This is a genomic window from Pseudomonas fluorescens (assembly GCF_002022275.1).
In the GTDB taxonomy this organism is placed as follows: Bacteria; Pseudomonadota; Gammaproteobacteria; order Pseudomonadales; family Pseudomonadaceae; genus Aquipseudomonas; species Aquipseudomonas fluorescens_AJ.
In genome coordinates, this window is sequence record NZ_MSDF01000052.1 from 62260 (window position 1) to 86473 (window position 24214).

A 24214-nucleotide genomic window follows, 5' to 3' on the forward strand; every position below is an offset into this window, starting at 1 on the left:
GTTGAAACAGCAAAGTAACCGCTTTTTTTTCGAGCTGAAGGGATAACAGTATGAGGAGTAAAGTCATCGCCGGAGCGTTGATAGCGCTGGGTTATTTGATGGTTTCTCAGGGGGCTTCGGCGTTCTGTCTAGCGCCGGTAGCCCAGAACTATAATATGGCATTGAATATCAGCAGTCTCACTGTGCCGCGAGACGCACCCAATGGTACGGTGCTTCACCGTCAGGAATTTCACCAAGCCGGTGAAGGCGGGCTTATTACCTGTCGGGCGCTGGACCGAAATGACGCTCCACCGGTGACCATCTATTTTAATGTGATTGGCTTGCTGGCGAATACTGGCTTCACTGCTGCGCCGTTTGAAAGTCAAGTGTACGCAACGTCTGTTCCGGGCATTGGCGTTAGTTGGTTCAATGGGTGGAACTATGTAGGCGGCACGCGGATAAACCGACCAGCGGGTTCCAATTGTCCGTTTGTCAGGAACGCAGGGAGCGGAACTCAAAGTGATATCTGTCAATCCCAAAGGCTGACACTGACTAATCGTACGAGGGTGGCATTGATAAAGACTGGCCCGGTGGGCTCTGGCACTGTCCGAGCTGCTGATTTGGGACGATTGCAGTTCAGCCTGAGCATTCCCGGGGAGAACATCCCCGTCATGACGGAAGTTGGAGTAACCGGCGCTATCAACGTGGTCAGCCAAACCTGTACAACGCCGAACGTCACAGTCCCTATGGGCACTCACAGAACCTCTACATTCACAGGGGTGGGTTCGGCGTCACCCCAGGTGCCGTTTAACCTCAACATCACGAACTGCCCGGGTTTTCCCGGTTACTACGGTGGAACCACAACTGCGGCAACACCGGCAGCCTCTCAATCAGGGCCGACCAACGCCGGGACGCGAGTCCCCAATACCGTCAGCTTCCGGGTGGACCCGGTCTACACCGCCATTGACGCTGCCAACGGCGTATTCAGTCTGACACCCGGTACGGGTGTGGCGACGGGCATCGGCGTGCAGCTATTGCGTGAAGGGGGCGCCGTGCAACCACTCGCCCAGAATCGTGTGCTGGCTATTTCACCCACAACCTCTACCACCGGGTTTGTGATCAGCCTTGCTGCCCGTTACTTACAATCAACAAGTACCGTCACGGCCGGAAGTGCCAATGCCGTGGTGAATTACACGCTTATTTATCAGTAACGAACGCGCCTGGCGAAGCAGTGCGCACCACAGTATTAAGGTAAGTCATCACTGAGGCACTATTATGAACATGGCCACGCCCACTGGTTTATTGGTTTCGGGGTTGCTCCTGTTGAGCGGCCACCAAACTGCAAGCGCTGCAGTGGGCTGTGGCAACATTACCGGAGTGCCCGCGTTTAATGGCACGATGGCGCTTAATATCAACAGCTTGTCTGCGCCTCGAGATGCGCCCGTCGGTACTGTGCTTTACGTGCAGGAATTTCATCAGGCAGGCCAGGGACCAACTTGGCAGTGCGGTATCGAAAACGCCGCGATGACGGGTAATTACAGTGTTACCGGTTTAGGCCGCAAAGTGGATTTCAACTCCGGAACGTATGCGGGCAAGGTTTATGACACGGGCGTACCTGGTATCGGCGTCAGTTGGTTCAGCGGAGCAATAGGCGTCCGGGCTGTTGGGGCCGAAGTGGTGGCAGGCGTGACGCCTAACGGTTGCGGTCGAGTCGGAAACAATATCTGTCAAACTCTACCGATTAAATTCCTTACTAATGCCGCAGTGGTCTTGATCAAGACGGGTCCGGTTGGCACGGGTACTGTCCGGGGAAGCGAATTGGGCAGAATGGTCTTATCCACCAGTGTTGCGGATAGCCCGGCCTACAGTACCGCCGCTGTCGGGGTCACGGGCACTATCAATGTGGTTGCCATGACCTGCACGACCCCGAACGTCACAGTACCCTTGGGTAGTCACAAGACGTCCACGCTCACAGGCGTAGGCTCGGGCAGCCCTCGCGTAGATTTTATCCTCAATATTACGGATTGCCCGGGGTTTCCCGGCTATTTCGGTAACACCGCCGCATCATATCCCGCAGCTTCCCAGTCATCCGTGACCAGTACCGGCACGCGGGTCCCCAACACCGTGAGCCTGCGAGTCGACCCTGTCTACGCAGCGATAGATGCGCCTAACGGCGTACTGGGATTGACACCTGGTACAGGCGTGGCGACTGGAGTGGGTGTCCAGATACTGTATGCAACAGGCTCGTTACTGCCACTGTCCCAGGCCAGGCCGCTCGGCACTGCCTTCACCGCGAGCACTCGTTCTTTCAGCATTGGGCTCTCCGCGCGTTATTTACAAACTGCAAGTACGGTCACACCAGGTAGCGCCAACGCGGTGGCGACGTACACCCTTATCTACCAATAGAACAGCGCGAGCTGCCAAATTGAACGCGGCTAGGAGCCGTCTGAGTTTAAAAAATACCGATCACGCTGCATGACAACGGCCCACCCTATTCTCACTCCTACACAAAGCCTACTGCCGGGTTCGAAGGCTGCGTTTTTAGTCCTGATCCTATGTCGAGCACTGGCAGCATTGATTACAGTAGCCGGGCATATAACTCCTGGAAAATTATCGTGAATTCAATCGTTGCCTGCGGGCCCTGTGAACTTGAGCGCCTGCGCGTCACGGTGGTGGAATCTGATGTTCCACGGGCGGCGCGTTTGTTATCAATATTGCGTTCTTTGGGCATCCATCAACTGAGTGTCGTGTCCGGGCTGCAGGACCTAAGCCTGCAACTCAGTCAAACGCAGGTAGATGTGCTGGTGACCGAGATTCGCCCGAACAGTAACGATGGGTTGATGTTGCCCAGCGCATTAAAGTTGCACTATGGATCGGCGTGCAGCTTGCAGTCTCCGCGCATTCTCTGGTTGGCAGAAGTTGAACCGTTACTGCCGTTCACTGAGCTCTCGGAGCATCACTCGGTATCCACTTTTCGGCGTACCTCACCCGTCAACCGGGGCGAGGGTATTTCCGTCAAGGCACTTGATGCTCACGCTCAACTGGCGTGCGCCGCCGGTTTTGTCGCAACAACCCTGTATTCCTTTGATGCCCGGGCCGTAGGCAATGCGTTGGAGGCGCTGTTGGCGATGCCAAAGATAGCCAATCGGCCGCTGCCCGCCAGGAATGATGTACCGAGTGAGGATGATGTGATCATTGCGCTCGCGACGGGGGAGGGGCTGCGCGTGGTGTTCCAGCCACAGCATGATTTGCGCAGCGGGGAGATGGTTGCTGCTGAAGCATTGGTCCGCTGGCGTCATCCTGAGCATGGCGACATTTCACCCGCGGTACTGATCCCGTTGGTGAATAAGTTAGGCTTGCATCTGCTGCTGTTCAGTTTTGTGAAGGCCCGGGTGCTTGAGGTGTTGTGTTCCTTGCAAAGCATGCATATGCAGATGCCTATCTCCGTCAATGCCTCGGTCGATACCCTCTGCACTGCAGGGTTCTCGGCGCGCTTGGCTGATCGGATGATGCGCTCGGGTTTACCCAATCACTTGCTGAAGATTGAACTCACCGAAGACATCCCGGTGATGGACGAACTGTGTCTGTCGGCCGCGCTTAACGCGCTTAAAGCTCGAGGTTTTGGGGTGTCGCTTGACGATTTTGGCTCAGGCTCAGCGACGCTGCGCCAAATAGCTCGCATGCCTTTCGATGAAGTAAAAATAGACGGCGCGCTGATTCGCGACCTAGACACCAAACCTACCGCGCGTCGGGTTATTGCGACCACACTCGCGCTGGCGCGGCGCTTGAACATGACGGTAGTTGCTGAGGGCATTGAAACGGACTCATGCAGGATACTGTTGCGCAGGCTTGGATGTTCCTACGGCCAAGGCTTTGTACTCTCCCGGCCAATGGAGGTGTCGGATTTCTTGAACAGGCTGACTGCCGAAAAGCAATCGAACCTGTCACCGCCACCTGTCAGCCTGGAGCCAGGTGCGTTGAGAGAATTCTGATGTACCCGCCTTGAGCACTTTTGGTTCGGGCCACGTGAAATTCCTACGTGGAGCCGAAAAACTGACTAATCTTCTTCCAGTCATATCCCTGCAATCATGCTCTTTCGCGAGCTTGGTATAGCCAAATTATGAAACGCCTTCGTATTGCGCTCCTGGACGACCACGCGATTATTCGCCATGGTCTTTCTGCCCACCTTAGCAAAGAGCCACTGTTTGAATTGGTCGGCACCTACGGCACTACTCGCGAGCTGATGGCTGGGATGCAAAGAGCACCGGCGGATCTGTTGTTGCTTGATTACGCCTTGGGTCCGGATGAACTCGACGGCGTATCGTTGATTCGAGCGGTGCGCACCAAATTCCCTGACTGCCGCATTTTGGTGTTGTCTGCACACCATGATCCCTCCACCGTGGCGCTTGCGTTGCGGGTGGGCGCACGCGGTTTTGTCGGAAAGGGTGAAGAGCTGCCGGATCTTGTTCGCGCCATTCACGCCGTTGCCTCCGGTACGGTTTATTTGAGCGCCGAGATGTCGTACAGCGTCGCCGAAGCCACCACGCAAACAAGCGTGCAGCCCGAGGACGAGCCGCTTGATGCATTGCAGGCCGCGTCACTGTCTGCGCGGGAGCAGGAAGTCATTCGCTGCTACCTGGCTGGGATGACGGTCTCGGAAATTGCCGAAAAATTCAACCGCAGTATCAAGACAATCAGCACCCAGAAAACCGCTGCATTTCGAAAGTTGGGCGTGACCTCCAATAATGGTCTGTTCAAACTCAAAGAAACCCTTGGCTCGCCATGAGGCGTGTTTGGCTCACCCTGGTTGTGCTGGTTTTCACCTCGTTTCACGCTGGCGCGCATGCCGATGAGTTGGGCGGAACGCTCCAATTGACCGACGCCGAACGCGCCTGGATTACTGAGCATCCGGTGCTGCGCGTTGCGGTCATGGAGGGTTTTGGTGCGCTGGAGTACATGCAAGGCTCCCAGCTTTCGGGGCTGTCGGTCGAATATCTCAATGCGATCTCAAAAGAGCTGGGCATCACCTTCAGTTATGTACTGACAAATGGTGGCAGTGCGCGTATCGCGCTATTGCAGCAGGGCAAAGTGGACATGATCTCGACGATGCGCAGCATCGGCCCGACGTTGAAGATTCAGGGCCTCGCCTTGACTGATCCCTACCATGTCAGCGCTGCTGTCGTGATCGCACGGGCTAAAACGCCTTTGATATTTGATCTGACCCAACTGGAAGGCAAGCGAGTGGTGATCGCAGCCAAGGGGCCTTTCGAGTCCATCTTGAAGGACAACGTCAAGAATATCAGCCTCATAAAAAGTGATTCAGCGCTGGAAGCCTTGAGGCTGGTCGAGGAGGGGGATGCGGATGCAGCACTCGGCACCGAGACTTACCTGATCCCGTATTTCGGCTCTAAATTCGAAGGTGTGCTGCAGTTATCCGGGGTGATCTCATCGATGACTTCCGAGATCAGCATGGCGGTGCGTGATGACCAGACGATGCTGCTTTCCGTACTGCAAAAGACCTTGAAGTCCATATCTCTAGAGCGCGCCTACCGTATGAACGAGCATTGGCTGGTCGCCTCGGGATATGGCGCTGCGACAGATTCCAATTCGATTCTTGACGACCATCTGCACGAAGTCACTCTGGCAGTGCTATTGCTTGCAGTATTGCTGGGGCTGGTCCATCAGACCCACCGCCAACGTCGTCGGGCGGTGCGCAGTGAACGTGAGAAAGCAAAGTTCCTCGCGGTGATGAGCCATGAAATTCGGTCGCCCATGAACGCGGTCCTGGCGGCCGTGGAGCTACTGTCACTGACCCGGCTCGATTATGACCAGCGCCATCTCTCATCGCTGGCCAGCAGCGGGGCCAATACGCTGCTGGCACTTCTGGATGATGTGCTGGATCTGTCCCGGCTTGACGCCGAGCAACTGCGCCTGGAGCTTGAGCCTGTAGATCCTGCAGCGCTGGCCAGAGAGGCCGTTGCGCTTTACGGGCTGCGAGCCCTGACCAAAGGCATCGACTTGATCCTGCAAGTGCCCGACTCGGTTGAGTATTTGATGCTGGATGAGGGGAGGGTGACTCAGATCCTGCATAACCTGATTTCCAATGCGATCAAATTCACTGAATACGGTTCGGTGCAGGTGAAAGTGGTGGTAAGCGATACCGATGTCCCAGGCTTGAAGACGCTTGATATTGAGGTAGTCGATACCGGTATCGGTATTTCCGCGCACCTCCAGGAGCGCCTGTTCACGCCGTATTCACAGGCCGAACACTCCTACAAACGATCCGGCGGCACCGGGCTTGGCCTGGTGATATGTCGAGAGTTGGCCGAGCTGATGGACGGCACTCTGTCGCTCACCAGTGAAGTAGGCGAGGGCACGGTGATGGGGCTCTCACTGCACGCGCAACTGACGGCGCCGCCGGCGACCGAGGTCGGCGCGGTCACGCAGCTCGCACCCGCGGCCCTCATCTCATCCGAGGTTGTCGCGCCTGTGGCGGGCGAGCCACCTGCCAACCTGCGCATCCTGGTCGTAGAGGATGCCCGCGCCAACCAGGAGGTGTTGCTGGCGCAGCTCCATCAGTTTGGATTCACAGCGGCACTCGCTCCCGATGCTGCTCAAGCCGTGTTGCAATTTCAACAGCAGGTGTTTGACCTGGTGCTGCTGGACTGCGATTTACCGGACAAGGACGGCTACACGGTGGCCACTGAGCTACGCGCCCTTGAAACCGACCACGGACGCCGGCGTTGCCCGATTATTGCGATCTCTGCGTCCACTGGGCATGACCATGCCGAACGCTGCTTTGAGGTTGATATGGATGGCGTGCTCAGTAAGCCCATCCAGTTGGCCAAGTTGAAGTCGACCATTGAACTCTGGTGTGACGTAGTGGTTGCGCAAAAGCAGGCCGTGCCCCCCAGCGTGGTCAGCCTGGACCTGCACCAGATCCGCGAGTCGATGCTTGAAGACTTGCTTCATCTGCTGGAGGCGGTGATTCAGAGTAATGCTGAGCTTGCGTTGCACAGAGCCCATCGGCTTCACGGTGCAGCACTTTCTATGGGGTGGGTGGACCTGGCATTGGCCGCGCAAAAATTTGAAAGCCTGCTGCGCGCCAACATACCGATGGACGAACCCCATTGCTGTGCGCACTTGCGGGAAATCATGCAGCAGTGGCGTCAAGTTGATCTGGCGCTCTCGGCATCCAACCATGAAAGATAAGTATTCGGCAGCACTGTGGATGTTCGCGCTACTGGGCGCGTCGTGCCTGCTGGTTTCTATGGATCGGCGTATTTTTTGGGTATTCGCCAGCGGTATTCGACACGACCTCGGGCTCACGCACACGCAAGTGCAAATGGCTTCGGAAGCCGTCCAGCTGGGCTTGGGGGTGGCGAGTTTAGGGGCAGGTTATCTGGTTCGAATCGCCAACCGTAAAGGGTTGGCCATCACGGGTCTGTTGATGGCCTCATTGGCGACATCGGCGACTGCGTACGTCCTGGATTTCCAAAGCATGTTTGCTGTGCGGCTGGTCGTCGGCGCAGGGGTCGCATTGCATTGTCTGGCCATTTTGACGATTGGCATCAATTGCTTCCCGCGCCACCGAGCAAACGTGGTCGCGGCCGTGATCTTCTTCATGGGGGCAGGCGCTTTAATTGGCGTGAATCTGGGCACTATTATCGGCGAAGTCACGGATTGGCAAGGCACCCTTATCGCGTTCGGTCTGGCAGGTCTGCCCTTGGCGATAGCCATTTTCGTTTTCGTAAAACCCTGGTTCAGTGAGGCGGTGCTGCCCCAGCGCTGGAACATTCAGCCGGTGCAACCACCACCAGCCAGTTCGATATGGTCACGTCGGGTGTTGCTGTTGGGGTTAATGACCGTGTTGTTGAGTCTGTGCGTTTCCAGCTTCCGTGATAACTACCTGTTCCACATCCGTGAAGAAGGTGGCTTCAGCTGGCAGTTTGGGCAATTAGCAGTCAGCGCGTATGGCTTTGGCAATTTGTTCGCCTTCTATGGTGCATCGGTACTCAGAAGATACGGTGCCCGCAGTGCGCTGATCGCCTCGTTTGCGCTGACAGGTATTCTGTCGTTTTGCATTTTCACCATGAGTTGGGAGTACACGTTCGCCCATGTCACGCTTTCCATCCTGTTGGGCATAGCCTTGGGGGGCATTGCTACGGTTTCGTTGCTTTTACAGATGATCGATTCGGTAGTGGCTGCCCAGCGCCCCCCCGTGATGGGCCTTTTTTTCACCTGCCTGATTACGCCTACCATTTTGTCCAATAATCTGTGTCAGATAGCAGAACAAGCAATGGGATACGCGGTGGCGGGCTTAGTGTTGATGTCAGGCAGCGCGTTGATTGCTGCGGCACTCGCAACACAATTGCCTGCGCGACAGAGGACGCTGCGCAGAACTTAGCTGAACTTCAGGTGAGGAATCGAACAGTTCAATACTCATCTCGGCACGTCAGCCGCCAGTCGCGCGTGGTGTGACGAAAGTCTGCGGGGGCCGGCACCAGGCGAGTCATGAATTGTTCAAGCTCTGTGTACTCGGGCATTCCGTTTCTATAACAACCTTCTCCGGTGACCGACCACTGCAACTCAAGACTGTTGGAGGGGCAGCTGTAGACAAACAGGTTACTGATTTCAAATTTTTCAAACGCTGCCAACTGGCAAGGGTGTTGCCTTGATATGGGTTCGGCGGCCAACAGTAAATCAAATCTTTTTACTCCGGCGAAACTTAACTTGACGCCTTCCTCGAGCGTGGAAGTTGTGGCGATGCAGTAGTAACCCATTGTGTTGAGCATCTTTTCCACCTGCATGGATTGTGCGTGAACACTGTCCAGAATCAAGATGCGCAAGTGTTTATTCATCATGGCTGTATACCTCCCGGCGCCGGGTCAAAAATGAGTCACCGCCGAGCCTATCGATTTAATTTATTTTCGTATTTAAGAGTGCTCTGAAAAAAACCAAAATTAGCGGTATCGGCGATCATTGATCGCGGGTTTCAATTTTATCGGAGCAGTCCGATTTTCAAAGTGTTCGGCGCTCTCCACGCTTGGCTTTATGAGTGTTCTACCTAAATCATAAAACAAGGTGTAAGTATGTTGGCTCGTGCCGTTCCAAAAATTATTGCGGGCGTTGGGTTGCTTGCCGTGTTGTTTGTTTCCTATGCGAGTTTCGCAAAAGAAACCATCCAGGATCTCAATAAAAATAGTGGGCTAGAGGATTTAGTGCTGATCCAGGACTGGAAAAATGGTGACCTCGCCGTGCTGGTCAGGCATGAAGAGCGATGTCACCGATCGAGCAATAAATGCCTGGGGCCTGCCGATGGAATCACCGTGTTGGGCAGCGAGCGGGCCACTAAAACAGGCGAAAAAATCAGGGTGCAGCTCGGCTTGGACAATGTGGATATTCTTACCAGCCCGCTGGTGCGCACGGTTCAGACCGCTCAATTCATGCTGGGTGACGCAAAGCAGTTGCCCAGCCGGCACACGATTTGCGGGCAAGACATCATCCGCCGATTGGCCGAGCACAAGAACAGCGAAAGAAGTCTTTTGTTGATGACTCACAGTACCTGTATCAACGACTTGATCAAGTCTGCGGGTTATCGTAAAGAGGGTGAGCCTGACTATGGAAGTCTGCTCTTTGTTAGGTTTTTGCCACAAGGAGAGGTCGAAATCGTGGGCAAGATAGATATTAAATAATCGCTAAAATCCTAGAAATTCAGACAGCTCCTAAATTCACCGGCGCGGCAAACAGCCATTATAGGCTCTCTTCCAACCAACGGTGTTTTAACCATGTTTAAGAAACTCGCTATCGCTGCTCCAATGGCATTCCTGGCTATGGCTTCTACCGGTGCATTCGCTGCCGGCGAAGCCAGCCACAGCATTCAGCTGACCGCGCACGTGCCAACTAACAGCTTTCACGTTCTGCCTGTAAACGCTGATGTAGTTACCGCTCCACAAGTGCTGGTTTACAACATTGCCAACTCGAACTTCACACCGCTCGTTGAGAGCTTCGATGTCAAGCACACCGCAGGTTCAATCAGCGCCAGTATTGATGAGCCTAACGCCTACCTGTTCAACGGCAATACCAAGATCAACCTGAATGTTGTGTTCAATGACGTGAAACTGAGCGCCACGCCTATTCTGGTAGTTAGCGCAGCCGATGCACTGCCGGGCACCCGTGTTGATTTGGAAATCACTCCAGTAGCCGCACCGGCAACGGGTTATGTACCAGGTGACTACACCGGCACTGTAGCCATGACATTTGATGCTGTTGTTACGCCTTGATTGAAATAGGTGCGGTAACGCGCGCACCGGTTAAGCAGTGACTCAAGCAGATCGACTGGGCCAGTCCGGTCGATCTGTTTTCAAGTGGATTTCTTCAAAGCAAGAGTATCTCCAGCATGTTCCCTATAACGCTCATTGCAGCGGCGCTGTTGCCGTTGTTGTGCTTTAGTGCGTACGCCGCTTCCGAGGCAAACACCGGTTCGCCAAAGAGTCTGCTGGCGCAAGCAGCGGGGCTGCCTTCGGACTTTGCCGAACACTTTTTTGATGTGCCTCTGGCTGTCCGCGTAGAGCTGGACAAACAATTTCTGGGCGAGGCCATCGTGGTCTTGTCGCGTGACGATAAAGTCACCCTTATTGAGTTGATCCACGGTACACACGGCCAGATCGACTTGAGCGAGCTTGATACCTGGACTGCTTTTCTGAAGCGGGGGGTCAATTTGGGTGCGTGTGCAGATAACTGTGCAAACGACCTGCTCGCCGTGCACTACAGCCTCGAAAACTCCATGTTGTCGATCGTGACTCAACATGCTGAGCGCAGCATCACTGCACCTCGTTACTACGAGCAGCCCAAAGAGGGCGGCAGCGGCCTTATCGTTCGCAACCAGTTGAACCTGAATGGTGGGCAGGAGCAATCCCTTGGCGGCCGTTATGGCCTGGAAGCCACGGGTAGCCTGGGTAGCTGGACGCAAACACTTGGCTTCCAGATGGCCCGTATGGGGGGGGATGACGAGCAGCTGTATCACGCCGTGCAAGAGCTTTACTCCCAACGTGAATTGCAGGGCAGTTTTGTGCGCCTGGGTTATTTCACCCCCAGCTCCGACGGCGTCAGCCTGCAGCCACGGCTGCTGGGCAATTCCCTGGATACGACACTCGGGGTGATGTACGGCAGCTCCGACAGTCTGGCGATCAACAGCGCGCAACCCAGCGTGTACCCGATTTATGTCACGACCAACCGTCAGGCGTCGGTAGAGATCTATCGCAATGGGGTGTTGGTCAATACCCAACCTGTGGCCGCAGGGCTGCAGACACTTGAAACGCGCAATTTGCCGAGCGGTATCTATGAGGTGGAAGTGCGCATCGTTGAAGATGGGCAGGTGACTTCCACCAGCCGCGAACTGGTCTACAAACCGAACAACTGGGGCAACCCCGACGAGCGCTGGCGCTACAACGTGTTTGCCGGTCGTGAAAGTCAGCTGTTGAGCAACTGGGAAGAAGAGGAGGGCGCCGAGGAATTGACTGCCGGCGCTGCCTTCAACTATTTGCTGCATCCTCGCGTAGTCGTCGGGCTGTCCGGCCGCCAAATTCGCCAACAATTGCAGTACGGCACGACCGTGGACTGGGCGTTGACTGACGAGGTGCGAACCTTCGTCAACCTGTACCAGACCCAGGACTACGGTACAGGCGTGGACCTGCAGGCCCAGTATGTGTATGGCGCCGGTAGTGTGTCGCTCAGCCACAACCGCAGCTGGCTGGATACGCGTAACACCTATGAAGTGCTAGCGGATGGCACACGGTTGCGCCAGCGCAACAACTTTGTCGGCCAAACCAGCAGCTCCGCGGTGTCGTTCAATCACCGTGTTGACCGCAAGCGATCTATCAATGCCAGGGTTTCTCACAGCCAGGGCAACATGGAAGGTGTCGGTGTCGATGTGGGGCTCAACCAGCAAACCAGCCTGATGGGCAGTGATGCCAATTGGCGCTTTTCGGTGTTTGACCGCCCACGCAGTATCAGCACAGATAACCAGCGCAACCGTGGCGTTGAGTTGAGCGTAAACCTGGCACTGGGCTCCGACGGCGAGCACTGGTCTGCCAGCCTCGGTTCGCGAACGTCGCGTGACGGCGAGCGTGACAACAATGGCTCGATCGGTTATCGCCGTGATCTGCGTGACCATGCGCTGCAAAGTGTCGCTGCGACAGCCACCGTCGACACGTATGGCGTCGGTGTGTCCGGTCTGGCGCAATTTGAAACCGACCTCGTCAACGGTGATGTTTTTGCTCAGCGGTCCTCCTACAACGGCTCGTTGAACGGCGGCTTGAACCTCGACAGTACCGTCGTGGTCGGCGGTCAGAAGTTGGCTATGACGCGTAATGGGCAAACCACTGGGGCGGGAATGATCATCGATGTCGAGTCCGACCTTGACGACATCGTCTTGCGCGCCGATGACCTCAGCGGCGGCAGCGTGGTGCTGCGCGGCGGGCGTAACTTCATACCGATCACGGCGTACAAGAGCAGCTCCGTCAGCTTCGACTTCGAAGGCACCGACGTGCCGGCGGCGAGCATCCAGCCGGCGCGTGCGGCCTATCACCTGAACAAGGGCGCAGTGGCCTATCGCAAAATCAGTGTGATGAAGACGGTAACAGTGCTTGGGCGCTTGCTAAACACCCAGGGCGAACCGTTGAAGGGGCATCACATTATCAATCACGCGAGTCGTGGTGTGAGTGAAGCCGACGGGTTCTTTTCCATGGAAATGAACGCAGGAACTCCCACGTTGGAAGTTCGCCAAGGCGATCAGTTGTTGTGCCAATTCCGTATTGACACGTCGAGCCAGAGCAAAGAGGACAACGTGTTGATGATCGGTGATCTCCAGTGTGATCCGAAGACGCTGGCAGCGACCACGAACGATAGCGAGAAGGCTGGCTGAGCAGTGGCTCAGGCGGCTTACCACAGGACCAAACGATGAATATTGTAATGTTGACGCGTAGGTTGATCGGGAAGAGTGTGTTCCTGTCTGCGCTTTTTTATGTGTTATCCAGCCCCTCTGCCTGGGCTGTCCATGTACCGATTACTGCGGAATTTATACCGAACCCCAGTAATGCTCGAGTTAACCAGTTTGTCAATTTGACGCCGTTCAGTGGTTATTGCACAGAAGCCCGTGCCCAGTGCGCGGCTAGAAATATTTTCAGTGTCCGGGCGAATGTTAATTTTGCATCAAAGTTCATCCACAAAGGTGAGCCTGTCTATATAAAAGCGCCTTGGGAATGGAAAAAGGTTACCGTTACTCATCCGATTGGAGGTCCGCAAGAGGTTGAAGTCAGAGTGACAGGCGTGGGTTCGGGTTACCGAATCAACCCGGGCGCGGCGACTATCGCGGGTGGTGCGGACCAAGGCATTCAAGCGAGTCACAGTCGGCTTTGGGGGACGGGGAATGCCGTAGGCAATGACTGGGTGTACGTGCCAGCGCCTTGTCGATTTACAGGTTCCTCTTTTGCCACTCCGAATGTCTTCGGTTTTTTCTGGCTGGTGACCAATTCAAGCAGGTGCACTAAAACGGCCGCGGTCGATATTCCAGACTTTAGTTTTCAAAATATCGACTTTCTCTACGAGTTGCGCACCCCCAACCCATTGGCGATGCAGTCGGGCACGTACACAGGAAGTTTGATTTACAGCGTCGGGGAAAATAAGGACTTTGACTTTAATAAAATGGTGCCCAACGACAGTGTTATTTCACTGGACTTCACACTTAAAGTTACCCATGCCCTTAAAGTCGAAATTCCCCCAGGCGGAAACACCGTTGAGCTGGTACCGGAAGGCGGGTGGCAGCGCTGGATGAATGGGAACAAGGCACCGCCCCGCTTGTTTCGTGATCAACCTTTTCTCATCTCTTCGAGTACGCCTTTTAAATTGTACGTCGAGTGTGAGGGCACCATCGGTAGCGATTGTTACCTGACTAATTCGACCGGGTCGGGCACGGTGCCGGTGAATGTCAGCGTCACATTACCCAACGGGTTCACCGATACCTCAGGTGCAAGTATCAATAGGCGCAGGCTTAATCATATTCAAGGCATCAGTGCTGCGTCGGTGGGTAACGCGTTGTCAGTGAGGCCCAGTTATTACGTCGATAGATCTCCCGCCATCTTGCACTTTGAAGTGCCCAAGGAGGGCATAGACCAAGTACTGAAGAACGATGGCCCCTCCCGTTACTACGGTAAAATCACGGTTATTTGGGACGCCGATATTTAATCTTGCTGTGTACAGTTATCTATTTTAAATGAGAGTTAATGTGATGCGATTTTCAATTTTTTTATGGGCTGCCTCCGTATTGTTTGCTGCCACTGCCCATGCCGGTCCGAGTATTAACGTAGGTGTGATTTACGACTACCTGGAGGGCGACAAGAGCACCTACCTTAAACGGGTATTCAACAATGGTGACAGCACGGCCTTCGTCAAAATCAATATTTTGGAAATTGTCTACGACGCGAATGGCGCGTCCACCGAAATCCCGGTCGCCACGGACAGTGCAACCCTGGTACGTAATGGTTTGATGGCCAGCCCGGCTCGGCTGATTGTGCCCGCCGGCGGCACACAGGGCACACGGTTGCTGTTCATCGGCAGTCGCGACAAAGAGCGCTACTTTCGCGTCCGTTTTGTTCCCGTGGTACCGGAAAAAGAAGACCAGTTTGCTATTTCCGCTGAAGAACGTGACAGCTACAAGAAGAACTTGTCGGCGGGCATCAGCGTCATGGCAGGTTATGGCACCATTTTCTTTGTCCGTCCAAAAGACACGCGCTTTGATACCCAGGTCACCAACACTGCAGATAAGTACACGCTGTACAACAACGGTAATAGCGTGGTGGTGGTAGATGAGTTTCAGGATTGCGCCATTAACAAAGAAGCCGACTGTAAACCCACCAGCAAACATCACATCCTGGCAGGTCGAACTCATTCGTTTGGCAAGGAGCCCGGCCGAGAATATCGATTCAAACTGGTAGAAGGCACCAGCACCAAAAATGTTGATGTGGTGACTCGTTAACCAGTGGTGGGTATCAGAGGTCATCTCGACATTTCTGCCACGCGATTGATGATAGATAAGAGGTACGATATGGTAGATAGAGCTGTGTGGTTATCTATTGCAGTTTTTATGCTGATGGGCTCGTCTGCGCACGCGGCTAGAGAAGTACGTGAGTTTGACGTTTTCCTGGATATTCCCAAACCGATATTTTACGTGGTGCCGGTGGAAATCGACTGGATTCAGAACAGTCAATACCTTAAGTGGGACCCTATCAGTTCGACGTTGGCCAGTTTGCGCAAAGAATTCGACGTGCGAAATAACAGCGGAGCGATTACTGCGTCGTTGCTCGCTAAACCTGTCCTGTCCAATGGCATTGCGGGCCAGGAGATTGCGTTAGCCGTTACGTTCAATGATGTCACTTTGAGTGAAGTGGGTGACCGCGAAGCCGTGTCAGCCGCTGACGCGCGCCTTGGCAGCAGGGTCATGCTGGAAATAATGCCGGTGAAACCAGCCAATGGGTATCGACCAGGTCAGTACTACGGCAGTGTCAATATGCTGTTCAATGCGGTGGCTCCATTGTGATAGGAGTAATCCGCGGCATTAAATCGACTCGCCCTTTGACGGGTAAAATCAGAGCAAGTATTGCTGTGCTGGGCGTGATGTCTTTGCTGTCAGGGTGTCAGCAACTCAATCCACAGCCTGAAGCGCTACCTCACCCTGACTCTCCTCTCAGGGTTGCACTGGATGCAATGAACCACAGTTTTCGCAATGGGGTTCGAGACTTGCTTATCACGCAGCATGTCAGCGGTGGGGAGTTTCCGACAGCGGCCGTTATAACTGTCGAAGAAAGCGGTTTACTGGACGATTCCATTTCTGCACAAAGAACAGTGTTTTCAATGGCCTACCTGGAAGGGCGATGGGTCATAGAACGCCAGACCAAGGCGCAAAAATGTTACCCCGGTCGTGGCCATCAGGACTTTGCTGACAAACGCTGTCTTTAGGGAACTTCGTTTTTTGAGACGCAGAGACAAATAGTTGAGACGCAGAGACAAGCCTTTTTTTTCGATATCTTTTGCAACAATTTACCATTGGAGTTTCTCTAATCGCAAAAGGATGAGTGAAATGTCGCTGCGCCAATTCTCTGTAGCAGTCACCATGCTGGCCCTGCTGAGTGGCTGTAATGCACTCGCAGGCAAAACCAACATGTTGAGTGATGATGACGTCAAATCCCAAAGCGCTGGCGCATTGGGCTATACCCCATCCGATCTGACGATCGTCAACCGGCGAACCGAAGGCACAAACACCTACGTCTTGTTGAAAACAGGCGATAACAAGCAGTTCAACTGCATTATCAACGGCGGCAACATCCTGACGTTCGGTATGTCGAACCCACCCTCCTGTGCGAAAAAGGGAGAGCCGATTAAAAGCGCGCCGTTTGGAGGATAAGCGCGCAGTGACGACTATTCCCTGTTCGGCAAAACTGCTGTGCAGGGCAAGGGTTTAATCCCATAACGGGTACTGGCTATAGTGGGTTCACCACCGCAGGCGGTTTCAGGACGCCGCGGGACACAGCACAAGACTGAGGTGAACCTGATGACCCATGAATTCAAGCCTGCATTGCTCGACGTCAACCAGGCAGACGCCGAGTACTTCGAGTACAGCAAAGCGGCCAACCCCATCAGTGCCAATCTGATCCCGCGCATTCCCTATCACAGCTTTCCCGCGTCGCTGTATGACAGTGGCCCCTCGCGCATCGTAGCGCTGGACCTCAGCGACGCACTGGGCTGTGAAGGGCCGGCGACAGGGCCCGGGCTGTGTGCGAATTTCATCCGGCTTAACCGTGGCGACACGCTCACCTTGCAACCCAACGCGACCTCACAAGTGTTTTACGTGATCGCCGGGGAGGGCAGAGTGATCCAGGGTGAGCATGCGATTGAATGGTCCACCGGCTGCTTTATCGCACTGCCGGGTTTGCAGGCTGCGCAGTTCAGTGCCACCCAGGATGCGCGTTTCTACTATGTGCACGATGAGCCGCTGTTGCGTTATCTGGGCGTGACAGCCAGCGCGGATCGCTTCGCGCCCACGCTGTATCCCGCGGCGTTGGCCAACGCAAAGCTGCGTGAGGCCGCCGATGATCCCCGTGCGCAGGACCGCAGTCGCATCAGCATCCTGCTTGGCAATCGCAACTTTCCACAAACGCGCACGGTGACGCATGTGCTGTGGGCGATGTACGGAATTTTGCCCGCGGGCTCGGTGCAAAAGCCTCATCGGCATCAGTCGATCGCGCTGGACTTCATCATCGACTGCCCGGTGGGTTGTTACTCGCTGGTGGGCACGGAGCTCGAAGCCGATGGGCAGATACGCAACCCGGTGCGGGTTGACTGGTCGCCTGGCCTGGCCTTTGTGACGCCTCCGGGGTATTGGCACGCGCACTTCAATGAGTCAGATACGGAGGCGTTCCTGATTCCGATCCAGGATGCAGGGCTGCAAACTTATCTGCGGTCGTTGGATATTCGGTTCAGTTGAGCCATGTAGCCGCCGGGTGTCGGATCTGTTGTGTGTCAGGAAGGCTTGTCGAGGGTTTTTTCGGCCTCTTCCCTGGCACTGGCGACTTCACCCGCGAGCCGTGATTGTTGATCATGTAAAGCGTGTTGCTTTGGTCGTCATTACTTGTGGGGATGTCGATCCGATCAGGAATTGAGGCAAACTTTAATGGCATATTTTTAAGAGCATATTAAAAAGTTTAACCATTGATTAAGTTGAATTCGGTTACGCACTAGTTCAGTGATAATCTGTAACTTATTTGCTTGTCGATTGTTTGACAGCTCCCGAAAGTTCCACGCAATGATAGGGCGTTATCAGGGCGAGGAAGTTAGAGCATGAAATTGATTGATCGTTTTGCTGTTGGCGCGCTGTTATTGTTCAGCGCACAGGTCTACTCACAAGAGCAATCCACTCTAAGCGGCGCCAGCAGTGCCGAGCGTAAATACATTGCGCTACCTGCGCTCCTGGATGTACTGAAACGTTATATGGCATTTACAACGTGCTAACGGCCTTGCCATTATTCTCTGGAACAAAAACCCCAGTGATTCACGCTTTCTTTCTACAGCGGCCAACATCAGTGAGCGCATTACTTCAGGGGCACAGGATGGGGATAATGTCTTTATGCACGATACGTCTCTGCGCTCGGTAGAGGCTACAGAAATGGCCATCCGGGATCTTTCTGCAAAAGGCTTCGTTTTTGTGACGGCCGAAGAATTGATCAGGCACCGGCAAACGTTAGTGGCGGGGAAAGTCTATACCACTGGGTACGCTTAATGAATGTGATGAATGATTTACTGATGCTGTGCTGGATAGTCTGGCTAACAGGGGGATCCAGGTAGAAGAGGCCTGGATCTATAGCGCACATTTTATGTGCGTCGCACAAATTTCCTGGCAATAACCACTAGAGGGAATACAAACACTGCAAAGAAACACAAGCCCATCAGCATGATAATGAATAAAACATAAGAGAAAACAAGTTGGATATTCATACAATAACCTCTCTGTGCCGCATCCCACAGGCCGCGGGTTTCTACGTCGGCTTCGTTTAAAGGCGGACGTTTCAGGATGGACCAGAGCGAACTATGGCGGACAATATTTAAGAATGTCTTAAAAGGATTGGTGAGTTATTAAGACGCCTTCACCGCCCCTGCACATACAAATCGAAGGCTGCCTGGATCGCACGCAAGCCACGCGTTGATCATTGTCTAAGCTAATTCCATTAAATTATTTATTCCTGTCTTTATAGATCAATATCATCTAACCGAGTTGTCCCCTCAATGCGCCGAAAACCACGCTGCTCAGGCCTTATACACTCAGGAATCCATACACATGAAAACGCTCAAGCTGGCCCGGAACCTCCTCTCGGCCGTGGGCCTCGCTGTACTCTCGTTAAGCGCCCATAGCGCTGAATTGACCATCGGCTATATCAGCGGTATTGACCCTATCAAACGCGCCATTGCCGATGGCGACTATGAAAAGGGGATTGGCCAGAAAATCGATTGGCGCAGGTTCGATGCCGGCCCGGCTGTCTTGGCGGCGATGGCCTCCGGTGATGTCCAGATCGGTAACCTTGGCTCGAGCCCGCTGGCTGCTGCGGCGTCGCGAAACATGCCGCTCGTGGCGTTCATTGTCAGTGCACAGATCCGCAGTTCCGAGGCATTGGTGGTGCGCGATGGCAGTGGTATCAAGACCCCTGCCGACCTGATCGGAAAAACCATTGCGGTGCCGTTTGTGTCGACGTCCCATTACAGCCTGCTGGGCGCTCTGAAGCATTGGAACCTGGACCCGCGCAAGGTCAATATCGTGAACCTGACGCCGGCGCAGATTACCGCTGCCTGGAGTCGCGGCGACATCGACGGTGCATTTACCTGGTCGCCCGCGCTGGGCGAGATCCGCAAGACTGGCACCATCCTCACGGATGCCGGCGAGGTTTCAAACTGGGGTGCACCGACCTTTGAGGTGTGGGTAGCGCGCAAGGATTTCGCGGAAAAGAACCCGAAGGTGGTGGCTGACTTCGCCAAGGTCAGCCTGGCGGCGATTGCTGATTATGCGGCGCACAAGAACGAATGGACGGCAGACTCTGCGCCGGTGAAGAGCATCGCCAGGCTGACCGGTGCAAACGCTGCGGATATTCCGGAATTGCTCAACGGCTCCTCCTATCCGACCGCCGCTGAACAAAAGAGCGCTCAATACCTGGCAGGCGGCACCGCCCGGGAAATTGCCAAGACCGCCGAGTTTCTGAAAGATCAGGGGAAAATCGAAAAGGTTCTGCCGGATTACTCAGCCTTTGTCAGCGACAAGTTTATCGGGCAGTGATCATGAACCTGAGTCTTCGTCCCCTCGGCCCTGCGATTGGCGCCGAGGTAGAGGGGCTGGATATGTCCCAGCCTCTGAGCGAGCAGCAACGCCACTGGGTGGAGCACGCGCTGCTCCAGCATCAGGTGCTGTTCTTTCGTAACCAGTCCATCACCGCCGCAGAACACGTAGCGTTTGCTGCGTGTTTCGGCGATTTGCATCGACATCCCATTTACCCCCATGTCGATCTGCACCCGGAGTTGCTGCTGATCGACACTGCTGTCACCGATGTGCGCGATAACGCGATCTGGCATACCGACGTCACGTTTCTCGCGGCGCCGGCAATGGGGTCTGTGCTGGCCGCCCGGCAAGTGCCTGACTTCGGCGGCGATACATTGTGGGCCAATGGTGTGGCTGCGTTCGACGCATTGTCTGCGCCGCTCAGAAGCCTGCTCGACGGCCTGACAGCCACTCATGAGCTAACCAAATCATTTCCCACTTCACGCTTTGGCAACACACCGCAGGCGCTGGAGCGCTACGAAAAAGCCAGGAGGGATCATCCACCGCTGTCACATCCTGTGGTCAGGACCCATCCGGCTACAGGGCGCAAGGCGTTGTTTGTGAATGAAGGTTTTACGACGCGGATCAATGAGCTGGAGGCGGCAGAGAGCGATACGCTGCTGAGGTTCCTGTTCAGCCATGTGAGTCGCCCTGAATTTAAGGTGCGCTGGCAATGGAAAGCCAATGATGTAGCGTTCTGGGATAATCGCATTACCCAGCATTACGCGATTGATGACTACCGCCCGCAGCGACGTATCATGCACCGCGCGACTATTCTGGGTGACGTACCTTTTTAGCCGTTGCGCGTTAAGCTGGCCAGTGTGTTGAATAGAACGACCGGCTCGCACTCAAACTACGCTTAATACATTCTTAAAAGCGCCTGTTTAGAGTGCGAGCGTTTGTCACGCTCAATGAGGCTACCCGTGTATTTATTGTTGGTCGAAGACGATGCAATGCTGGCAGAAGCCATTTGCGATGGAGCCCGGCAAAACGCCTGGAGTGTCGACCATGTCATAGATGCTTCCCGGGCCAAGCTGGCGCTGGTTGAGCACACTTATAACGCAGTGTTACTTGACCTCGGCCTTCCGGGAGAGTCCGGGCTAACCGTGCTCAAAACCCTGCGTGGGCAACATGATCCGACACCTGTGGTGATATTGACCGCTCGCGGCCAGCTCAGTGAACGCATCATCGGCCTGGACGCGGGTGCGGACGATTACCTGGTCAAACCTTTCCAGTTCGATGAGCTTTGGGCGCGCTTGAGGGCGGTCAGTCGACGCAGTGAAGGGCGGGTGATCTCCCGCCTGACGTTGGGTGATATCGAAGTGGACCGCAGTCGAAATGTGGTGACGCGTGCGGGCGAGCGCGTGGCGTTGAGTGCCAACGAGTATCGCACGCTGCTGGCGCTGTGGGAGCGACCGGGGCACGTGGTCGCCCGCGACCACTTGCAAGCGCTGGTATACGGTCACTCCAGCCATGTCGAAAGCAACACCATTGCTGTTTACATTCATCAATTGCGCCGCAAGTTGGGCGACGAGGTCATTACGACGGTGCATGGTCAGGGTTATATGATCGCTGGCTCCAAAGGATGAGTTCTTTGCGCCGACGCATGATGCGCGTCCTCTGTCTGACCATCGGTATTTGCTGGGCGCTGACGCTGGGCCTGTTTCTCTATACACAACTGACCTCCCGCAGCAGCTGGGACAGCAAGTTGCAGACCATCGCCACCAAGCTGCTGCTCTCCATCCCGCAGGGCGACGGCATTTCCCAATTGACGGGCCCCGGCTTGCGACTGCGCGATAGCGAATTGGCCGACACCGGCGATTTGACCTTCCAGGTCTGGGCCGGCCGGGATCATTTAGTCGTGCGGGCACCGGGAGCACCGGCGAGTGCGCTGCGAGCGGATTTCCAGGATGGCTTTTCCAGCCCCCAGGTGGCGGGGCAACGCTGGCGGGTCTATTCGATTTCCGATAGCACGGGGCATATATTTGTCCAGGTCGGCAATTTGCACAGCGTGATCGACGCCGAAATCCGCCGTAAAACATTTTCGGCGCTGATCATCATCACCACGTTGCTGACGCTGCTGGGTTTATTTATGTGGCAGGTATTGGCGCGCGCGTTACTGCCGGTATTCGAAATTGAAAAGGCATTGCGTGAGCGCCACCGCCTCGATCTCACGCCATTGCCGGTGGTCGCTTTACCCCGTGAGTTGCAGCCGCTGGTTGAGGCCTTTAACCATTTGCTGGGCCAGCTAGACCAGGCGCTCGAAGGCGAGCGGCGATTTATCGGCAACGCCGCCCATGAGTTGCGTACGCCATTGGCAGCCTTGCAGGCGCATGCGCAGATCGCGTTGCGTGCCACCACCCTGGCCGAGAAGGACGCCACGCTGCTCAAGCTGCAGGCTGTGGCAGCCCGTAGCACGCGGTTATCCGAGCAGTTGCTTGATCTTGCGCGGCTGGATGCGTCCAACCTTGGGCTGCACCGCGTCCAGGCTGACCTGAGCAAATTGATCGGCTATGTGGCCGATGAATTTGCAGTCCAGGCGGTGCAGCAGCAACGCACGATGCAACTGTGCACCGAGCCGTGCCTGATCGACTGCGACATCGATGAGATCGGCATCTTGCTACGCAACCTGATTGACAATGCGTTGCGGTATACCGCGCCGGGCGACAGCGTAAAAATCAGCTGCGGATTTTCGGCACAGGAGGTGTATTTGCAGGTAGCCGACAACGGGCCGGGTGTGCCGATAGTGGAGCGTGAGATCATCTTCGACCGCTTTCACCGGGTCTCCGGTAATGGCGGGCGGGGCAGTGGCATTGGCCTCTCGCTGGTCAAGAGCATCGCCCAAGGGCATAAGGCCCGGATCCAGACCGGCGAGGGGCAAGACGGCAGAGGGCTGACGATTACCGTGTTGTTTCCGCCTGCGATTGTTGCGCAATCCCAGCCTCCAGCACCTGGGTCATGATCTGCGATTGCCAAGCGAAATAGGGGTTATACGTGAGCCTGGCGTGCACTCTGCCCAGCTCGCGATAACCCCACTCCGAATACCAGACAGGGTCACCGGACTGGCATTTCTGGTAGGCCGTCTCGCTCTGACCGTTATTGCACAGACGCTCGCTGCCTTGGCGACCGTATTGCGGATTATCAGGGGAGAACAGCACGCCCATATGGGAAAACTGGCTGATTTTTTCGGCGGGTAACCGATCGCTGCGTACCAACATGCGCGGGCTTTGCAACTCTTTGGCAAGGTCGCCATACCAGATCATTCGCGACGCGGGGTTGGGAAAGCGACGGTTAAAGGTATCCCGTACAAACGCCACGTCCACCACCGAATCATGGGCGGCGCTGACTACCAGCACAGGACGAAGGAATTCACGTGAGGCCAACTTGCTGCGTACCGCCGTACTGCTGAGGTAGTACTGGGCGAACCCATAGGTCGGCACATTCTGGTAGCGCATGGGTGTCTGTTGGGGCGTCGTGCCTGTCGGTTGCCGCAGCCAGGGCTTGACGGTAGCCAGCCACGGCGTCATCCAGTCGATAAAGAGATTCGACTTGAAGGCGGGCGAAAACAGCAACAAACCCGCGATCGACTGATCGTCCATCGCGTAATCCACTACCAGGTTTGCACCTGTCGAAAAACCGCCCAGATAAACGAAATCGACTTCTTTGCTCAGCAGCGCCACCTGTTGTTCCACCGTGCGGCGCCAATCATCGAGGCTTGCCTCAAGCATGTCAGCGGGCTTGGTGCCGTGGCCCGGCAGTAACACGGTACGTACGCGGTAGCCTTCACTGGCCAATTGTTTGGCAACGTCAAGAAATGAGCCGGGCGAATCGCCAAGGCCATGCACCAGCAAAACACCGCGCGCATTCGGCTGCTCGGGAATCCACTCACGGGGAACATTCCAGTTCAGCTCCAGGGTGTGGTCGCTGTTCAGGAAGTTTCGGTCGCGCTCAATGTGTGTGAGGGTTTGTTGGCGGTAGTCGGCGAAGCTGGCTGGCGCCGGTTGGACAATCTGCGCCGGTGGACGGGCACATCCAGCGAGGCTGACGGCCATGAGGGCGTAGAGAAGTTTCATCTGTATTCCTGAGTGATCCAATAGATGAGGGGTTAAAAACGATAAATGGGCAAAGCAGGCGTCGCCTCCAAAACCCGATGGGTCATTAATTGCGCGGTGAGGGCATCGTTGCGTAAACCTGAAGCCCCTGGGCCTGGCTGGGCGCGCGGTTCGTGCCTGTGGGACCTGTTGTCGGGTTGACACTCCTGAAGCAACGCCGCCAATGCATAACCTGTACGCCAACGCAGTTATTCCTGTAGGGAAATCACAG

Annotated in this window: 21 protein-coding genes; 19 read left to right on the forward strand and 2 right to left on the reverse strand. The window is 55.3% G+C overall.

Annotated elements, in window-relative coordinates; genetic code table 11:
• Positions 1-50 precede the first annotated feature (50 nt).
• The 6 genes from BFW87_RS25405 to BFW87_RS25430 all read left to right on the forward strand — a co-directional run bounded on the left by BFW87_RS25405 (position 51) and on the right by BFW87_RS25430 (position 8386).
• On the forward strand, positions 51-1190 hold the full coding sequence (locus BFW87_RS25405) for a fimbrial protein (protein WP_078742452.1): 1140 nt from the start codon (positions 51-53) through the stop codon (positions 1188-1190).
• A gap of 64 nt (positions 1191-1254) precedes the next feature.
• The gene (locus BFW87_RS25410; protein WP_078742453.1) at positions 1255-2385 is read left to right on the forward strand and encodes a fimbrial protein; all 1131 of its coding nucleotides are present in this window, start codon (positions 1255-1257) and stop codon (positions 2383-2385) included.
• Between the two features lie 209 nt (positions 2386-2594).
• Positions 2595-3971 carry an EAL domain-containing protein gene (locus BFW87_RS25415; protein ID WP_176159822.1) on the forward strand — a complete coding sequence of 459 codons (1377 nt, stop codon included), beginning with the start codon at positions 2595-2597 and terminating at the stop codon, positions 3969-3971.
• A 128-nt stretch (positions 3972-4099) separates the two neighbouring features.
• Positions 4100-4765, forward strand: coding sequence for a response regulator transcription factor (locus BFW87_RS25420; RefSeq protein WP_078742455.1), 666 nt, complete (start codon positions 4100-4102; stop codon positions 4763-4765).
• Positions 4766-4851: 86 nt separating this feature from the next.
• Positions 4852-7191 carry an ATP-binding protein gene (locus BFW87_RS25425; RefSeq protein ID WP_176159823.1) on the forward strand — a complete coding sequence of 780 codons (2340 nt, stop codon included), beginning with the start codon at positions 4852-4854 and terminating at the stop codon, positions 7189-7191.
• A complete protein-coding gene (locus tag BFW87_RS25430; RefSeq protein ID WP_078742457.1) occupies positions 7181-8386 on the forward strand; it encodes an MFS transporter in 1206 nt (401 codons plus the stop codon). The genes BFW87_RS25425 and BFW87_RS25430 overlap by 11 nt, the downstream gene beginning before the upstream one ends.
• Positions 8387-8414: 28 nt before the next feature.
• Here BFW87_RS25430 and BFW87_RS25435 read toward each other — a convergent pair whose 3' ends face one another.
• Positions 8415-8843, reverse strand: a complete 429-nt coding sequence (locus BFW87_RS25435) for a hypothetical protein (protein ID WP_078742458.1) — start codon at positions 8841-8843, stop codon at positions 8415-8417.
• A 228-nt stretch (positions 8844-9071) separates the two neighbouring features.
• Here BFW87_RS25435 and BFW87_RS25440 point away from each other — a divergent pair, with 228 nt between their 5' ends.
• The 13 genes from BFW87_RS25440 (at position 9072) to BFW87_RS25495 (ending at position 22853) form a co-directional block, all read left to right on the forward strand.
• Positions 9072-9674 (forward strand): hypothetical protein, encoded by a 603-nt coding sequence (locus BFW87_RS25440; protein WP_078742459.1) that lies wholly within the window; start codon positions 9072-9074, stop codon positions 9672-9674.
• A 93-nt stretch (positions 9675-9767) separates the two neighbouring features.
• Positions 9768-10262: a CS1 type fimbrial major subunit gene (locus BFW87_RS25445; RefSeq protein ID WP_078742460.1), complete on the forward strand. Its 495-nt coding sequence runs from the start codon at positions 9768-9770 to the stop codon at positions 10260-10262.
• A 116-nt stretch (positions 10263-10378) separates the two neighbouring features.
• A complete protein-coding gene (locus tag BFW87_RS25450; protein WP_078742461.1) occupies positions 10379-12904 on the forward strand; it encodes a CS1-pili formation C-terminal domain-containing protein in 2526 nt (841 codons plus the stop codon).
• Between the two features lie 35 nt (positions 12905-12939).
• The gene (locus BFW87_RS25455; protein WP_078742462.1) at positions 12940-14223 is read left to right on the forward strand and encodes a hypothetical protein; all 1284 of its coding nucleotides are present in this window, start codon (positions 12940-12942) and stop codon (positions 14221-14223) included.
• Positions 14224-14266: 43 nt separating this feature from the next.
• Positions 14267-15013, forward strand: coding sequence for a pilus assembly protein (locus BFW87_RS25460; protein WP_078742463.1), 747 nt, complete (start codon positions 14267-14269; stop codon positions 15011-15013).
• A 69-nt stretch (positions 15014-15082) separates the two neighbouring features.
• On the forward strand, positions 15083-15574 hold the full coding sequence (locus BFW87_RS25465) for a CS1 type fimbrial major subunit (RefSeq protein ID WP_078742464.1): 492 nt from the start codon (positions 15083-15085) through the stop codon (positions 15572-15574).
• Between the two features lie 540 nt (positions 15575-16114).
• Complete coding sequence (locus BFW87_RS25470; protein WP_078742465.1) at positions 16115-16438, forward strand: hypothetical protein; 324 nt, start codon at positions 16115-16117, stop codon at positions 16436-16438.
• A 147-nt stretch (positions 16439-16585) separates the two neighbouring features.
• Positions 16586-17518, forward strand: a complete 933-nt coding sequence (locus BFW87_RS25475; protein WP_078742466.1) for a cupin — start codon at positions 16586-16588, stop codon at positions 17516-17518.
• Positions 17519-17871: 353 nt separating this feature from the next.
• The gene (locus BFW87_RS32065; protein ID WP_176159824.1) at positions 17872-18042 is read left to right on the forward strand and encodes a hypothetical protein; all 171 of its coding nucleotides are present in this window, start codon (positions 17872-17874) and stop codon (positions 18040-18042) included.
• An 823-nt stretch (positions 18043-18865) separates the two neighbouring features.
• Positions 18866-19852, forward strand: coding sequence for a taurine ABC transporter substrate-binding protein (gene tauA / locus BFW87_RS25480; RefSeq protein WP_078742467.1), 987 nt, complete (start codon positions 18866-18868; stop codon positions 19850-19852).
• A 2-nt stretch (positions 19853-19854) separates the two neighbouring features.
• Entirely contained in the window at positions 19855-20688 is an 834-nt protein-coding gene (gene tauD, locus BFW87_RS25485) for a taurine dioxygenase (protein ID WP_078742468.1), read from the forward strand.
• Between the two features lie 126 nt (positions 20689-20814).
• Complete coding sequence (locus BFW87_RS25490) at positions 20815-21480, forward strand: response regulator transcription factor (protein ID WP_078742469.1); 666 nt, start codon at positions 20815-20817, stop codon at positions 21478-21480.
• Entirely contained in the window at positions 21477-22853 is a 1377-nt protein-coding gene (locus BFW87_RS25495) for a sensor histidine kinase (protein WP_078742470.1), read from the forward strand. The genes BFW87_RS25490 and BFW87_RS25495 overlap by 4 nt, the downstream gene beginning before the upstream one ends.
• Here the strand turns inward: BFW87_RS25495 and BFW87_RS25500 are convergent.
• Positions 22792-23964: an alpha/beta hydrolase gene (locus tag BFW87_RS25500; protein ID WP_078742471.1), complete on the reverse strand. Its 1173-nt coding sequence runs from the start codon at positions 23962-23964 to the stop codon at positions 22792-22794. The two genes, BFW87_RS25495 and BFW87_RS25500, sit on opposite strands and share 62 nt — an antisense overlap.
• Between the last annotated feature and the right edge of the window lie 250 nt (positions 23965-24214).